General features: G+C 63.0%; 13 protein-coding genes. 6 read left to right on the forward strand and 7 right to left on the reverse strand.

The window, feature by feature from the left end; all coding sequences use genetic code 11:
• Positions 1–29 precede the first annotated feature (29 nt).
• Positions 30–980, forward strand: coding sequence for a cation diffusion facilitator family transporter (locus ACYZGB_RS16635; protein WP_462389868.1), 951 nt, complete (start codon positions 30–32; stop codon positions 978–980).
• Positions 977–1,423, forward strand: coding sequence for a D-aminoacyl-tRNA deacylase (gene dtd / locus ACYZGB_RS16640; RefSeq protein WP_462389869.1), 447 nt, complete (start codon positions 977–979; stop codon positions 1,421–1,423). Before ACYZGB_RS16635 ends, dtd begins: the two co-directional genes overlap by 4 nt.
• A 114-nt stretch (positions 1,424–1,537) precedes the next feature.
• On the opposite strand, the gene ACYZGB_RS16645 is transcribed toward dtd, so the two are convergent.
• From ACYZGB_RS16645 to ACYZGB_RS16665, 5 genes are all read right to left on the reverse strand, one after another.
• Positions 1,538–2,905 (reverse strand): immunoglobulin domain-containing protein, encoded by a 1,368-nt coding sequence (locus tag ACYZGB_RS16645; RefSeq protein WP_462389871.1) that lies wholly within the window; start codon positions 2,903–2,905, stop codon positions 1,538–1,540.
• Between the two features lie 166 nt (positions 2,906–3,071).
• Positions 3,072–3,812, reverse strand: a complete 741-nt coding sequence (locus ACYZGB_RS16650; RefSeq protein WP_462389872.1) for a sulfite exporter TauE/SafE family protein — start codon at positions 3,810–3,812, stop codon at positions 3,072–3,074.
• Between the two features lie 108 nt (positions 3,813–3,920).
• The gene (locus ACYZGB_RS16655) at positions 3,921–5,690 is read right to left on the reverse strand and encodes an FG-GAP repeat protein (protein WP_462389873.1); all 1,770 of its coding nucleotides are present in this window, start codon (positions 5,688–5,690) and stop codon (positions 3,921–3,923) included.
• A gap of 165 nt (positions 5,691–5,855) precedes the next feature.
• Complete coding sequence (ybeY, locus tag ACYZGB_RS16660; RefSeq protein ID WP_462389874.1) at positions 5,856–6,329, reverse strand: rRNA maturation RNase YbeY; 474 nt, start codon at positions 6,327–6,329, stop codon at positions 5,856–5,858.
• A gap of 63 nt (positions 6,330–6,392) precedes the next feature.
• Complete coding sequence (locus ACYZGB_RS16665; protein ID WP_462389875.1) at positions 6,393–7,349, reverse strand: PhoH family protein; 957 nt, start codon at positions 7,347–7,349, stop codon at positions 6,393–6,395.
• A 92-nt stretch (positions 7,350–7,441) separates the two neighbouring features.
• On the opposite strand from ACYZGB_RS16665, the gene ruvA reads away from it, so the two are divergent.
• From ruvA to ACYZGB_RS16685, 4 genes are all read left to right on the forward strand, one after another.
• Positions 7,442–8,017, forward strand: coding sequence for a Holliday junction branch migration protein RuvA (ruvA, locus tag ACYZGB_RS16670; RefSeq protein ID WP_462389876.1), 576 nt, complete (start codon positions 7,442–7,444; stop codon positions 8,015–8,017).
• Between the two features lie 75 nt (positions 8,018–8,092).
• On the forward strand, positions 8,093–10,024 hold the full coding sequence (locus ACYZGB_RS16675; RefSeq protein WP_462389877.1) for a trypsin-like peptidase domain-containing protein: 1,932 nt from the start codon (positions 8,093–8,095) through the stop codon (positions 10,022–10,024).
• Between the two features lie 19 nt (positions 10,025–10,043).
• Positions 10,044–11,108, forward strand: a complete 1,065-nt coding sequence (ruvB, locus tag ACYZGB_RS16680; RefSeq protein WP_063459395.1) for a Holliday junction branch migration DNA helicase RuvB — start codon at positions 10,044–10,046, stop codon at positions 11,106–11,108.
• Positions 11,109–11,227: 119 nt separating this feature from the next.
• Complete coding sequence (locus ACYZGB_RS16685; RefSeq protein ID WP_462389878.1) at positions 11,228–12,001, forward strand: hypothetical protein; 774 nt, start codon at positions 11,228–11,230, stop codon at positions 11,999–12,001.
• Positions 12,002–12,042: 41 nt separating this feature from the next.
• On the opposite strand, the gene ACYZGB_RS16690 is transcribed toward ACYZGB_RS16685, so the two are convergent.
• Together ACYZGB_RS16690 and ACYZGB_RS16695 are read right to left on the reverse strand one after the other, a co-directional pair.
• The gene (locus ACYZGB_RS16690; RefSeq protein ID WP_462389880.1) at positions 12,043–13,833 is read right to left on the reverse strand and encodes a lysoplasmalogenase family protein; all 1,791 of its coding nucleotides are present in this window, start codon (positions 13,831–13,833) and stop codon (positions 12,043–12,045) included.
• A 266-nt stretch (positions 13,834–14,099) separates the two neighbouring features.
• Positions 14,100–14,494, reverse strand: a 395-nt coding sequence (locus ACYZGB_RS16695; RefSeq protein ID WP_462389881.1) for an IS30 family transposase, incomplete at its 5' end; no start/stop codon positions are given.

The raw sequence follows: 14,494 nt of genomic DNA on the forward strand, positions 1-14,494 counted from the left end.
ACTGTTTGCCGCTCCTTCGCACCCCCTCCATGTCCGCTGCTGCACCCGCATCCCACCCCTGGCTCTCGCCCCGCAACCTGCTGTGGGCGTCGGTGGGCGTGGCGGTGGTCACCATCGCGCTCAAGACCTTGGCCTGGGTGGTCACGGGCTCGGTGGGTTTGCTGTCGGACGCCATGGAGTCCTTCGTGAACCTGGCCAGCGCCATGTTTGCGCTTGCCATGGTGACCGTGGCCGCCCGGCCTGCGGATGACGACCACCCCTACGGCCACCACAAGGCCGAGTATTTTTCTTCGGGGTTCGAGGGCATCCTCATCGTGGGGGTGTCAGCAGGCATCCTGTGGGCAGCGGGGCACCGCCTGTTCGACCCGCAACCCATCGAGCAGGTGGGCTGGGGCCTCGCGCTGTCGGTGCTCAGCTCGGCCCTCAATGGGTTGCTGGCCTGGGTGATGTTCCGCTCAGCGCGCGAGCACCGCTCCATCGCGCTGGAGGCCGATGCCCGCCACCTGGTCACGGATGTGTGGACCTCGGCCGGTGTGCTGGTGGGCATCGCGGGCGCGGCACTCACCGGGTGGCTGTGGCTGGATGCCGTGGCGGCGATTGCCGTGGCCCTGAACATTTTGAAAGAAGGCGTGGAGCTGGTGTGGCGGTCGTCCCAGGGCCTCATGGATTCGGCTGTTGAGCCCGAGGTGCAGGCCACCATCGACGCCACGCTGCAGCAGTTTGTGGCCGCCCAGGCGCCGGGCGCCGTGCGGTTCGACCATGTCTCCACCCGCCGCGCGGGCCAGCGCCAGTTTGTGGACATGCACCTGCACATGCCCGCCGACTGGACCCTGCGCCATGCCGCCGAACTGCGCGGCCAGGTCGAGCGTGCGCTGATGACCGCCGTGCCTGGCCTGCGCGCCACCATCGAGCTGCTGCCCAGCGATGTGGAAGCGCATTTTGACGACCCCCGTGGCGAACCCAAGGATGAAGTGAAGTGATCAGTGTCTTGCAACGTGTGCGTGAAGCGCGCGTGGATGTGGACGGGCAGACCGTGGGCGCCATCGGCGCAGGTCTGCTCGTGCTGGTGTGTGCCGAGCGCGGCGACACCGAGGCCGAGGCCAACAAGCTGCTGGCCAAGCTCCTCAAGCTGCGCATCTTTTCGGACGACGCGGGCAAGATGAACAAAAGCGTGCAGGACATTGGCGGTGGCCTGCTGCTGGTGAGCCAGTTCACCCTGGCCGCCGACACCACGGGCGGCAACCGCCCCAGCTTTACCCAGGCCGCTGCCCCCGACGAGGGGCGACGGCTGTACGACTACTTTGTGGCCCAGGCCCGCCAGGCCCACCCCGTGGTAGCCACCGGCCGGTTTGCGGCCGACATGCAGGTGCACCTGGTCAACGACGGGCCGGTGACCATACCGCTGCGCGTTGCGCCACAGTAGTTGGTTGCTACCGAGAATTTAGCATCTGGCTGCTTCAGACCAGGTGATGGCCTGGTTGGCACTGCGGCGCACGGTGGTTTCAGGCCGTGTCAGAAGGGATGTCGATGCTGACAGCTAGATGGCTGGCGGCGTGACGACGAAGTATCTCGCGTATTTACCCGAATCACTACTACGCATCGATTCGCCCAGCACGATGCGTCCTTCTGGGGTCAGGCCCACCAACTCGCTCCAACTGTCGATGCCGCCAGACAACGGCCCAATTTGCGTCGTAGATGCGCTGCCGCCCGCGATGAGTTGCACCGTTCCATCCGGGTTGCGACGAACCAGGCACATGTGGCCGTTCTCGTTCTTTGTCAGTGCATAAACGTATTTGCCATGCGCGATCAAGTCATAGGCATGGGTTGTCCCCCACTTGATGGAGGTTCGTGCACCGTCAGTGCTGACTTGGTAGTCAAATGCGGCATAGCTTGTAGCGGTGAAGGCGGTCCTTCCGCTAGATGAGCTGACGAAAATCTCTCCAGACGAGGTGGACGCCAGGCTGAGGTATACGCTGTATCGAAAAACGATGGCGAGCTGGTCGAAAGGCTGCGGTATGAGATCCGCGAATTTCACTGGAGAGTTTGGAGTGCCGGTGGCAGATATCTTGTAGAGCGTGGGTGAGTTGAAGTGCAGCGTGTAGATGTTGCCCTGGAGATCCTGGGCGACACCTGTGGGGGTGATTTTCCCTGCAGGTGATTCCCCGATGCCGATGACGCTTTGATAAATCACGGAATGAGCGCCATCGACCGCGATGCGGTGAATTTTCCCGCCAGCGCCGTGTTCGGTATTGATTTGGCCACTGGCGGTCAAATAGGTTTCAACCACGTAGAGGCTGCCGTCGGAGTGCTCCAGCACTGAAACCCTCCAGGCGTCACCCACAGCCAGAGTTTGCATGCTGCCCAATAACGGGGTTGGCATGCCTTGCGCCGTGAGCCGTGTCAATTGCTGCTTCGTTCTGTCCCAGACAAAGAGATCACCTGATGCGCTGAAGCCTAGCGCAGTGCGGTCAATGTCCAGCGTGGCCAGAGCGCCTGAAGAGGCTGCGGCAATGCCTTCGACCCACCCTGTAATCTCAACTAATAGCTTGGCTGATTCAGACTGTACGGAGCCTGCGGTATTGGAAACTTGGACGGAAAAGCTGCTGCCTGCATCTGCCGTAGTGACAGTGGGAATCGAAAATTTCGAGTCCGTAGCGCCGGAAATGGGCGAACCATTGCGTAGCCATTGGTATGAGACGGCCGTGCTTGATTGCACTTCAACTCGAAACTCGGCAGAGGCACCGGCATTCACGGTGACATGTGCAGGCTGCGAGGTGATTTTGGGAGGTGCTGCTGCAGGCCCATCGTCTCCTCCTCCGCATGCGGATACAAGCAGAGCAACTGCCGCCAAAGTCAGCGTGCGTCGTGTCAGGGTTGTGTCGAGCAAGGGATCGGTGAAAGGCATGGATGTCCTCTGGGTTGAAATGGGTCCGGCTAGGGCAAGGGCCAGCGACCAGTGCGCGTAGCAGCGCAGGATATATCTTCAACCCGATCCTCAGGCCGTGAATGGTGTCGACCGGAGATGTAAAAAAATGTGTGCGGTTTCCAGTAAAAGTGTGGAAACCACTTGTTCACTGCCGCCAGAAGAACAGCCCCGCCATCACCAGCCCCGTCAGCACAATGCCGCCGCGCAGCCAGTCCGCCGGAATGCGCCGCGCCACGCGCGCACCGCCGTAGCCGCCTGCGGTGGCAGCCACCATCATCAGCAGCGCCTGGGGCCACAGCACCACGCCACCGGCCGCATAGATGGTGACGGCAATGGCGGTGAGCAGGGCCGACACCCAATTCTTGAGGCCGTTCATGGCGTTCAGGTTGGTCTGCCCCAGCAGGCCAAACAGCGCCAGCAAGAGAATGCCCAATCCGCCATTGAAGTACCCGCCATAGGCCGCCACCGCCAGCACGCCCACGGTGGCCTTGGCGGTGGACGGCGTGCCGCCCGCCAGCATCCGGCGCAACTGCGGCCCGAACGCAAACAACGCCGTGGCCGCCAGCAGCAGCCAGGGCACCACGCGGCGGAAGGTGGCGTCGGGCGTGACCAGCAGCAGCGCCGCCCCCGCCGCGCCACCGATGAGCGACAACACCACCAGCAGCTGCATCGACAGCCCCGGCGGCGGCGCGGTGTCCTCCCGGAACCCCCAGGCCCCCGCCATGTAACCCGGCAGCAGCGCCACCGTGCCCGTGGCATTGGCGACCACCGGCGGCACGCCAGTGAAGACGAGGGCGGGAAGGGTCAGAAAGCTGCCACCACCGGCAACGGCATTGAGGGCGCCAGCGATGAAGGCGGCGGTGAGCAGCAGGGCGGTTTCGAACATGGGTGTTTCCAACACCAATCCTAAGCGCTTCTCCATCTATCGATTGCTGCGCTTCCCGTCGCAAGTGTTTTGCTCATTGGGGGCGCACAAAACCATTTGTACGCAAAGTCAGTACAAGTACACGGCGCCTACGCCACCCAAGGAACTATTGTCTGTTTGGTCACCGCCAATGCCTGTGGCGAAGCTGCCTTCGCCAGCGGCACCCACCGCCAAGGTGCGGCCATCTGCGGATAGTGCAATGCTTGTGCCAAACCCGTCGAACCGATCCGGGTTGCTGGCCTTGATGTAGGCGCGTTCTTCCCAGCGGGTTCCCTGACGGGCATACATATATGCGGCACCAACTCGAAATAAGGACGAAATCTCGGTCCGACTGCCGTTTATTCCTGCGCTGAGGTTTTGGTTCGCCATGTCTCCACGGACCAGTAGATTACCGTCGGCAGACAAGGCCAGAGTGTTTTTTCCGATGGTGCCGGGGAGAAGAGCCTGCTGGTTCCATCCAGAGCTCTCGCGTGCGAAGACGAACACTCCTCCAGGAACGAAAGGCGTTGTTTCGCCGGATGCTCCTACGGCCAACGTTTCACCGTTGGATGAAAGGCTAACGCTGTCACCAAAACCAGAGGTTTGCAGAACGTCGCTGGCCTTGAGGTAGGCGTACTGTTGCCATGTGCCGCTTGCGTAGGTAAACACATATGCGGCGCCTGAATTCTTGACGGAGTTGTCTATCGGGTTACCGTTGCTATCTTCACCTGGAGCGCCTACCGCAAGCGTCGTGCCGCTAGCCGAAAGTGCGATGCTGGAGCCGAAAAGATCGTCGGCCTCCGCATTGCTGGCTTTCACGTAAGCTTGTTGAACCCAGGTCACCGAGCTGCGTGAAAAAACATACACGGCACCAGCACCTGGCGCCGATGTGCTGTCTTGGCGACCGTTGACGCCTGAGGCATTGCTGGCCTCTCTTGGCGCCGCTACCGCAAGGATGCTTCCATCTGCCGACAGCGCGACCGCTGATCCGAAGTGGTGGGAATTGAGGACTGTTTTCTCTGGTGTTATGTAAGTCTCAGCGGGTTCTGTATTGCTGGCTTTGAGATACGCCTGCTGGTTCCAACTGCTGCCGCTGCGGCTGAAAACATAGACCGCTCCGGCCCCTCTGCTCCTGTTGTTCGTTTGATCGCCATTGATGCCCCTGGCATTGCTGCTTTCGCCGGGGGCCCCTACCGCCAGCGTTGAGCCGTCTGCGGATAGTGCGATGCTGTCCCCGAAAAGGTCATCGACTTCGGCGTTGCTGGCCTTGATGTAGGCCTGTTGGCTCCAGGTGTCTCCAAGGCGCTCAAATATGTATACCGCGCCAGAACCGGGCCGCGATAGGTCTGGATCAATGGATTGGTTGCCATTCACCCCTGTTGCGCGGCCGCGCTCTCCACTTGCCCCAATGGCCATTAGGCGGCCATCGGCAGAAAGCGCGACGCTCGATCCAAACTTTGCATACTTGCCGCTGTTGCTGGCCTTCACATAGCCGATGGCACGTGTAAGGTCGGGGGTGAGCGTGGCTGAATGGGGGCTGCAGCCACCGGCATTGCATGCGCGCACGCGGTAGCTCGCGTTGATGCGTTCATGCAGTAGCTGGGGCGCCAGGCTGTGCACATAGGCTGGGGCGCTGATGGCGTTGCCGACCCTGGTCTCGGTAGCCGGGCCAGTGGGTCCGTCTGGGTCTTCAAACAACTCGTAATGTGTGGCGCCTGGGGTGGCGTCCCAGATGAACTGGTAGTTCTTGGCCGTGTAACTCACCGCCAGGCCCGAAGGGGTTGCGATGTTGGTATTGCCGGGGGGAGAGCCCCCCCCGCCGCCGCAGCCTGCAAGGGCCAGTGGCAGGGCCAGCACCATGGGAGATAGTTTGTTTGCCAGTTCGCAAGTCCAGGACATCCATTTTGCAGAAACTATTTGTGTCATCTGTTGCTGTTCCTCGGGTGGAAATGTGAATCGATCACCAAAGCCAGTCTAATCTGCGCGAAAGTTAGAAACGCAACTTTGGAACGCGATAGAGGTGCTTTATAGCCTGGGTGGCGTAGTGTCATACGGGTCCGCAAACCCCAGCTCTTGCAGGATGGCCGTCTCGTACGCCTCCATCTCCTCGGCATCCGCCTCGCTCGTTTCGTGGTCCCAGCCCTGGGCGTGCAGCGTGCCGTGCACCAGCATGTGGGCGTAGTGCTCTTCCAGGCTCTTGTTCTGCTCCTTTGCCTCGTGCTCGATCACGGGGGCGCAGAGCACCAGGTCAGCGGTCACCACGGGCTCCTGCGTGTAGTCGAAGGTGAGCACATTGGTGGCGTAGTCCTTGTGGCGGTACTCGCGGTTGAGCTGCTGGCCTTCGTCGGCGCCCACGATGCGCACGGTGATCTCGGCGTCGGTGGCCAGGGCGTGGCGGATCCAGCGGGTGACCTTGTGGCGCGGGAGCACGGCGCGGTGCGTTGCTGCGCCGTCGAATGCGCCAAATTGCAGCGACAGGGAGAGTTGGTTCAATGGCATTGTGAGGATTTTGGGCTGCTGTCGCCTGATAGGTAACGTTTGTTTGCTATAAAACGAATAGCTCTACTCTCGGTTGCGTGTGGTTGCAGCGCGGCGTGGGGCGTCGTAGGCGTCCACGATGCGGGCGACCAGCGGGTGGCGCACCACGTCGGCGCTGGTGAAGTGGGTGACGGCGATGCCCTTGACGCGCTTCAAGACCCGCTCGGCGTCCACCAAGCCGCTCATCGCGCCCTTGGGCAGGTCGATCTGACTTACGTCGCCCGTGACCACGGCGCGCGAGCCAAAGCCGATGCGGGTGAGGAACATCTTCATCTGCTCGGGCGTGGTGTTCTGGGCTTCGTCCAGGATCACGAAGGCGTTGTTCAGCGTGCGCCCGCGCATGAAGGCCAGCGGCGCGATCTCGATGGCGTTGCGCTCAAACGCCTTTTGCACCTTGTCGTGCCCCATCAGTTCGTACAGCGCGTCGTACAGGGGGCGCAGGTAGGGATCCACCTTCTGCGCCAGGTCGCCGGGCAGAAAACCAAGGCGTTCGCCCGCCTCGACGGCAGGGCGCGTTAGCACGATGCGCTGCACGGCGCTGCGCTCCAGGGCATCCACGGCGCAGGCCACGGCGAGGTAGGTCTTGCCCGTGCCGGCGGGGCCGATGCCAAAGGTGATGTCGTGCGCGGCGATGTTCTGCAGGTACCGGTTCTGCGTGGGCGTGCGCCCGCGCAGGTCGGCCCGGCGCGTGTTGAGCACAATCGCGTCGTCCGGCGCTTCCAGCAGCTCGCTGTCGCCTGCCAGCATGAGCTGGATATGGTCTTCGGGGATGGGCCGCTCGGCGATTTCGTAGAGCGCCTGCAGCAGTTCCATGGCCTGGGTGGCTTTGGCCTTGGGGCCGTCCACCTTGAACTGCTCATGCCGGTGCGCGATGCTGACCTGCAGCGCCTCCTCGATGGTGCGCAGGTGGGCATCGGCCGGGCCACACAGGTGGGTGAGCCGGGTGTTGTTGTGGGGAGTGAAGGTGTGGCGCAGGATCACGCTGATAATTCCCGTCAGGCAATAGAAACGGCCACATGGCGATGCCACGCGGCGGTGCCGCGCGGCACGCCGGCGTCGGCAGAAAGACATCAATGATAGGCAAACTGACCGGCACCCTGCTGGAGAAGAACCCCCCCGAGGTGCTTGTGGACTGCCACGGCGTGGGCTACGAGGTGAACGTGCCTATGAGCACCTTCTACAACCTGCCCGCCGTGGGCGAGCGTGTGAGCCTGCTCACCCAGTTCATTGTGCGTGAGGATGCGCAGCTGCTGTATGGTTTTGGCACGGCGCAGGAGCGCCAGGCCTTCCGGGAGCTGGTCAAGATATCGGGCGTGGGCCCGCGCACGGCGCTGTCCATCCTGAGCGGCATGGGTGTGGGCGACTTGGCCCAGGCCATCTCGCTTCAGGAGGCGGGGCGCCTGGTCAAAGTGCCCGGCATCGGCAAGAAGACGGCCGAGCGCCTGCTGCTGGAGCTCAAGGGCAAACTGGGGGCGGACATGGGTGCCGTGCGTGGCGCTGCCACCAGCGATGCACAGGCCGACATCCTGCAGGCGCTGTTGGCTTTGGGCTACAACGACAAGGAAGCTGCGGCAGCGCTCAAGGCGCTGCCTGCGGAGGTGGGGGTGAGTGAAGGTATCAAGATGGCGCTGAAGGCGTTGGCGAAGTGACCGCGCAGGCCTGTGCAATCAGATGGTTTCAGTGTTCAATAGCATGTTGGCTCTTGAGTTTTTAGGGGGGATGTGATGAAAAGTAGTGTCGTGACGCGCGTGGGCGTGGTTGTAGCGGCTGCGGCCGCCTTGCTGGCCGGATGTGGTGGCAGTGGAACTGAGGTCGTCAAAACCTCGTCCAGCGCGGCGCCGCTGGTGTTGCAGATAGATGGCAGGGTGCAGCCCGCCAGTGCAGATCAGGGCGTCGCCAGCATCAAGTCGCGCAATGCCTTGGTTGCGCCGACCCCTGCACGGGTGACCCTCGAAGCGCTGGCTTCCTCCAAAACCGAAGCCCTTTCAGGGGGAGTCGGGCCCCGCCAAGTGGGGGTGTCGCGGGAGGTGATGGCCACCAAGGCTGCCGTGCAAACCCTGCAGCAGCTCAAGTGGACGACGGCAGCCAACGGCACGCGTGTGGCGGCCATCAGCTTCGCAGCACAAGGTGCGCATGGCCTGCGTCTGGGCGTGGTGGCCAAGCAGTTGGCTCCCGGCACTTTGCTGCGTGTCTACAGCCAGACCAATCCGGGGAACGTGTTCCAGATTTCTGGCCAGGAAGTTTTGCAGCGCATTCAACTGAATGCGCAGGCGGGTGATACGTCCCAGAATGGCCAGACATGGTGGACACCCGATCTGGGGTCTGACGAAGTCACTCTGGAGGTGGAATTGCCCCCTGGCGTTTCGGAGGAGGCGATGGACATTTCTGTCCCCCGCGTATCGCACATCTTCGAGAACCTGTCGGTTCCTACAGAAGGCGAGCTGACAGCCAAAATCAACGAATCTGCCTCTTGCCAGCTGGACGCTACCTGCTACGACGCTTATGCGAACCAGCGCAATGCAGTTGCCCGGATGATGTTCACGTCGGCTGGCAACTCTTACGTGTGCACCGGAACTCTGCTCAATGACAGCCAGTCTTCGGGGACACCCTATTTCCTGACTGCTAACCATTGCATCTCGACGCAGGCGGAGGCAAATTCCTTGCAGACGGATTGGTTCTACCGGGCGCCTACATGCAACAGCCGCACTTTGTCGGATGCGACCACCCAACGTGTCAATGGTGCTGCACTGCTCTATGCATCGTCCAGTACCGACACTGCGTTGCTCAGGCTCAACGATACGCCGCCAGCGGGTGCTTACTTTGCAGGCTGGGATGCTACGGCTGCGGATACAGGTCTATCGGTTGTTGGCCTGCATCACCCCCGTGGCGATTTGCTCAAGTTCAGCATGGGTACTGTGAGTGGCCAGACGGCGTGTTTTCCGACAAGCGAAACGCAATTCTCTTGCGGCGGCACCACCGGAAACTACTACCGTGTGATCTGGAGCCAGGGCACGACAGAGAGTGGCAGCAGCGGTTCTGCGTTATTCAAGGGGGGCTCGCAAGTCATCGGCACTCTGTATGGGGGCAGCTCCAGTTGCACGGCCACCACATCGCCAGAGTATTACGGTCGCTTTGATGTCGCATTCAATGCCGCACTCAAGAGCTGGTTGTCGCCGTCAACGGGCCAACCACCGGTGGTCTCTGCGGGCAGCCGGGTACCTGTGTATCGTTTCTACAACGGCACCACGGGAGCCCATTTCTTCACGGCCAGCCCGGCTGAGCGCGACAACACCCTGAAGAACTTCCCTGTGTTTGCCTACGAAGGGGTTGCTTTTTACGCACAAGCGATAACGCTAACGGGCAACAGCCCGGTGTATCGCTTCTATGGAAGCAGGGGCGGCGCGCATTTCTACACGATCAGCGCCGCCGAGCGGGATGCTGTGGTGGCCAGCAATTCTGACTTTAAGTACGAAGGCGTTGCCTGGTTCGCAAGTACCAGCAATGCCGCAGGGGGCACGCCGCTATACCGCTTCTACCAGCCTGCCAAGGGCGTGCATTTCTACACGATCAGTGCGGCCGAGCGTGATTACATCATCGCCAACAGCCCCAGCTACCGGTACGAAGGCATTGGGTACTACGCGTGGACGGGCCTGTAGTGCTCAGCAAGCTGGCGCAATGACCATCCAAACCGACGATTTCGCCCCCGCACCCACCAAGCGCGTTGTTTCCGCAGCGCCTAGCTCCCCCCAGGAGGAGGCCATCGAGCGGGCCCTGCGGCCCAAGCTGCTGCAGGAGTATGTGGGGCAGGCCAAGGCGCGGGAGCAGCTGGAAATCTTCATCGGTGCGGCCAGGAAGCGCGAAGAGGCGCTGGACCATGTGCTGCTGTTTGGCCCGCCCGGACTGGGCAAGACCACGCTCAGCCACATCATCGCGGCCGAGCTGGGGGTGAACCTGCGCCAGACCAGTGGCCCGGTGCTGGAAAAGCCCAAGGACCTGGCGGCGCTGCTGACCAACCTGGAGAAGAACGACGTCCTGTTCATCGACGAGATCCACCGCCTCTCGCCCGTGGTCGAGGAAATCCTCTACCCCGCGCTGGAGGACTACCAGATCGACATCATGATCGGCGAAGGGCCTGCGGCGCGCAGCATCAAGCTCGACCTGCAGCCCTTCACGCTGGTGGGCGCCACCACGCGCGCGGGCATGTTGACCAACCCGCTGCGCGACCGGTTTGGCATCGTGGCGCGGCTGGAGTTCTACACGGCCGAAGAGCTGGCGCGCATCGTCAAGCGCAGCGCGGGCTTGCTCAATGCACCCATGGACGACGAAGGTGGCTTCGAGATCGCCCGCCGCTCGCGCGGCACGCCGCGCATTGCCAACCGGCTGCTGCGCCGTGTGCGCGACTACGCCGAGGTCAAGGGCGATGGCCGCATCACCAAGCCCATCGCCGACAAGGCACTGGCCATGCTCGACGTGGACCCGCAAGGCTTTGACGTGATGGACCGCAAGCTGCTCGAAGCCGTGATCCACCGCTTTGACGGTGGCCCCGTGGGGCTGGACAACATTGCTGCCAGCATTGGCGAAGAGGCGGGCACCATCGAGGATGTGATCGAGCCCTACCTGATCCAGCAGGGTTTTCTGCAGCGCACGCCGCGCGGGCGCATCGCCACGCTCGCGGCGTTCCGCCACTTGGGGCTGCAGCCCCCGGCGCAGCGCGGCAACCCCGATCTGTTCGGGGCCTGAGCCCCACGCACAGGCTGGCAGCGCAGGCGATGGCGCGGCAACGGCGGCGTGGCCGCAAACACCTTTCTCCCCACAAGAAATCCGGCCTTCCGCCGCAGGATGAAGACTTCGCGGCCCTGATGGGCCTGAGTCCGTTTCAATGGACCGTGCAGCAGCTGGCGCTGGTGCTGGCGTCCGCCAGCGTGGTGTTGCACGCCTTCATCACGCTGTGTTACGGCGTGGCGCCTTTGTTCATCGGCGTGCCTGTGAGCCTGATGGGCTTGCCTGCGCTGGTCTGGCTGGTGGCCGACGGTGTCTGGGCATGGGCCCTGGTGTGCACGCTGCGCAGGCGTTGGGGCCCGCCGCGTGATTTGCCGGTAGACCCGCGCTCCGCCTGGCGTTACGGCGGTGGGTTCTGCCTGGCTGCGGTGGCCGTGGGGCTGGCGGTGGTGGGGGCGTGGCAGCCCCTGTGGCGCGGGCTGGCGGGCGCGGGGGCTTCCTGGCCGCTGTGGCCGGTGCAGGTGGCGCTGCCGGTGTGCCTGCCGCTGGCGCGGGAGCCTTGGGCGGGCGCTGCCATCGCCGTTGCGTTTGGTGCGCTGGTGGTCAGCGTGGTGGCGCTCAAGTGGCTGGGGCAGGCACGGGTTTTTCTGGTGTTGATGGCCGTGAGCCTGGCGGCGTTTGCGGCGTGGGTCTGGGGCGAAGCCTGCGTGCGGTTCGCGGGCGCCCGGGGGCTGGCGGGTGTGGCGCTGCCCGCCATCCAGGCAGAAGCCCTGGCGGCACCCGCCGACTTCAACGCCTGGGTCTGGGCGCTATGGTGGACGGGGGTTTTGCTGTGGCTGGCGGCGGCCTCGGCTGCGGCGGGCGTCTTTCACCTGCCGCGCGTGGCCCTGGAGGCCATGCGGCAACGGGCTTGACACAGGGCGGGGCCGCCGGCCGCCGTATCGGTGGGGCGGCCTCAGGCCGTGGTGGCTGCCGAGGGGGCCGCCGGGTGTGAACGGCCTGGGGCGTTGCCGTCTGCCTGCTGCCCCAGCAGCCAGCCCCCCACGATGAGCGCCTGCGCCGCGTAGTACGTGGACAAGACCCACACCTGCGACCAGGGCAGGGGCTGCACAAAACGGTTGGTGGCCAGCAGCGAATCGCTCAGCATGAAGAACCCCGCGCCGAGGGCGACCATCAGCGCAGGCCCATTGCGCAGCACGGTGGCACGCCCGATGGCCTGCGCCGCCATCAGCGCAATCACCAGCACATAGGCCGCCACGGGGGCGCGCAGCGCGGGCGGCAGGCCACCGGCCCATAAGAACGCGTACATCGCCACGCCAATGCCCAGTGTGGCCACCAGCGCACCCCGGTGCGGAAACCAGCGCTGCCCGCTTTTGAACAGCGCCACATAAAACAGGTGTGCCACCAGGAAACTCACCAGCCCCGGGATGAAGAAGCCCGAAACCATCAAAAACACATCGCCTGCCAGCGACCCGGCCAGCGCCGCCGCCATCAGCCACCAGTTTTTGGGGTCAAAAAGGCCGTCTGCGCCCAATGGATAAGCACTTTTTGCTATCAAAATAATAGCAATCACCATCGTCAGGGGTTTGAAGACCCAATGCCACTCGGTCAGCCCCAGCGCACTGGTGGCCGTGGCCAGGGCAGCGCTTTGCAGCATCAGCGCCATCCCCATGCCGATGCGCCCCTGCATCACGGCGCCCAGCGCCCACTGGCTGATCAGCAGCACCGCAAACCAGATTGCGTTGTGCGTCAGCGGCGCTGCGTCGGCCTGCCACAGGAAGGCCGCCACCCCGGCCAGCAGGATGCCAAACTGCACCAGTGCAAACCCCTGCCCGGTGCGTGACATGGGAGGGTGGTACAGCTGCATCTGCGCCATGCTGAAGGCCGGTTTGGGGAAGCGCTCCGCCACGTCCGCAGGCCGCCAGCCCGGCGGCTTGATCCAGACCTTGAGCTTGTCGCGCCAGCTGCGCGCGTGCCAGCTGTCGTGCGCCAGCCCCGCATACACCTGGGCGTTGGCCCACAGCGGGTCCCAGCTGTTGAGCAGGCCGCGCGTGCCATACACGCATTTCTCCTGCTCGTCTTCGTCCTTGAAGGTGCCGAACATCCGGTCCCACAGGATCAGGATGCCGCCGTAGTTTTTGTCCAGGTACGGGTCATTCACGGCATGGTGCACGCGGTGGTTGCTGGGGCTGCAGAACCAGCGGTCGAACCAGCCCAAGCGGTCCACCTGCTCGGTGTGCACCCAGAACTGGTAGAGCAGGTCGATGAGCGCCACCACTGCAAACACCAGCGGCGGCACACCGGCGAGTGCCATGGGCACGTAAAAGATCCAGCCCAGCAGCGCGCCCGAGCTGGTCTGGCGCAGCGCGGTGCTGAGGTTGTAGTCCTGGCTCTGGTGGTGCACCGCGTGCGCGGCCCACAGCACGGCCGACTCATGCCCCATGCGGTGCAGCCAGTAGTAGCACAGGTCGTAGAACACCAACGCCAGCAGCCAGCCCGGCAGGCTGGTCCAGAACACATCGTTGCGCCACAGCGCCACATGTTCGAACAATGCGGTGTAGATGCCGATGCGCAGCAGCCGGGTGAACACTGCGCTGGTCTGGCTGAGCATGCCGAGGCTGATGCTGCTCACGGCATCGGCCAGCCGGTAGGTGTTGCGCTGGCGCTTGAAACCGATCGCCAGCTCAATGGCGATCAGCAGAAAAAAAACGGGCGTGGCAAGGACGATGATCTGGCTGGGGCTCATAAGTAAATCCTCATGATTCTCAACCGAACATGTACTTGATATTGTGCGCACCAACTCTTAAGTAGGATTTGTACAGATCGAGCGGCAGTTGCGCACTATCGTGCCGGGATGAACGGCGTGGACCGCACAATCGACGTATATCGCTGAAGCCAAAAAAAATCTCAAGCTGCAGCTGTTTTCTAAATTGAATGTACATCATTGTGGGTTGTTGGCGCAGCAATGGCTGGGCGGTCTCAAATCTGAAGTGCAACACCGCTGGTTGATATTCAATGAATGGTAGCGGAGCTCTTCTCGGCAATGGTCGTCATGAATTGCTGGAAAGCCTGATAGGGAGAATCCCAGCCGAGCGTCTGGCGAGGACGGTTGTTCATCAGATCGGCCATGGAGTCCAGCGCATCCTGGTCATGAACGCTCAGGTCTGAGCCCTTGGGCATGAGCTGGCGCAGCAGCCCATTCGTATTCTCACAACTGCCTTTTTGCCAAGGGCTGTGCGGATCACAAAAGTACACCCGCATGCCAAGGGCTTGGGCGAGATCCTTGTGCCGGGCCATCTCCTTGCCCTGGTCGTAGGTGAGCGTCTGGCGCATCGGCTGTGCAATCTGGCGCAGCTTGTTGGTGAACGCGGCCAGCGCACTGTCTGCGGATGCGTCAGGCATCTTGC

This window comes from Acidovorax sp. Q11, assembly GCF_054950075.1.

What these genes read in the sequence shown, in the direction of transcription:
- ruvA (WP_462389876.1), top strand. Translation starts at nt 7,442, where the DNA reads ATGATAGGCAAACTGACCGGCACCCTGCTGGAGAAGAACCCCCCCGAG.
- ACYZGB_RS16655 (WP_462389873.1), bottom strand. Translation starts at nt 5,690, where the DNA reads ATGGTGCTGGCCCTGCCACTGGCCCTTGCAGGCTGCGGCGGCGGGGGG.
- ACYZGB_RS16650 (WP_462389872.1), bottom strand. Translation starts at nt 3,812, where the DNA reads ATGTTCGAAACCGCCCTGCTGCTCACCGCCGCCTTCATCGCTGGCGCC.
- ACYZGB_RS16635 (WP_462389868.1), top strand. Translation starts at nt 30, where the DNA reads ATGTCCGCTGCTGCACCCGCATCCCACCCCTGGCTCTCGCCCCGCAAC.
- ACYZGB_RS16645 (WP_462389871.1), bottom strand. Translation starts at nt 2,905, where the DNA reads ATGCCTTTCACCGATCCCTTGCTCGACACAACCCTGACACGACGCACG.
- ybeY (WP_462389874.1), bottom strand. Translation starts at nt 6,329, where the DNA reads ATGCCATTGAACCAACTCTCCCTGTCGCTGCAATTTGGCGCATTCGAC.
- ACYZGB_RS16685 (WP_462389878.1), top strand. Translation starts at nt 11,228, where the DNA reads ATGGGCCTGAGTCCGTTTCAATGGACCGTGCAGCAGCTGGCGCTGGTG.
- ruvB (WP_063459395.1), top strand. Translation starts at nt 10,044, where the DNA reads ATGACCATCCAAACCGACGATTTCGCCCCCGCACCCACCAAGCGCGTT.
- ACYZGB_RS16690 (WP_462389880.1), bottom strand. Translation starts at nt 13,833, where the DNA reads ATGAGCCCCAGCCAGATCATCGTCCTTGCCACGCCCGTTTTTTTTCTG.
- ACYZGB_RS16675 (WP_462389877.1), top strand. Translation starts at nt 8,093, where the DNA reads ATGAAAAGTAGTGTCGTGACGCGCGTGGGCGTGGTTGTAGCGGCTGCG.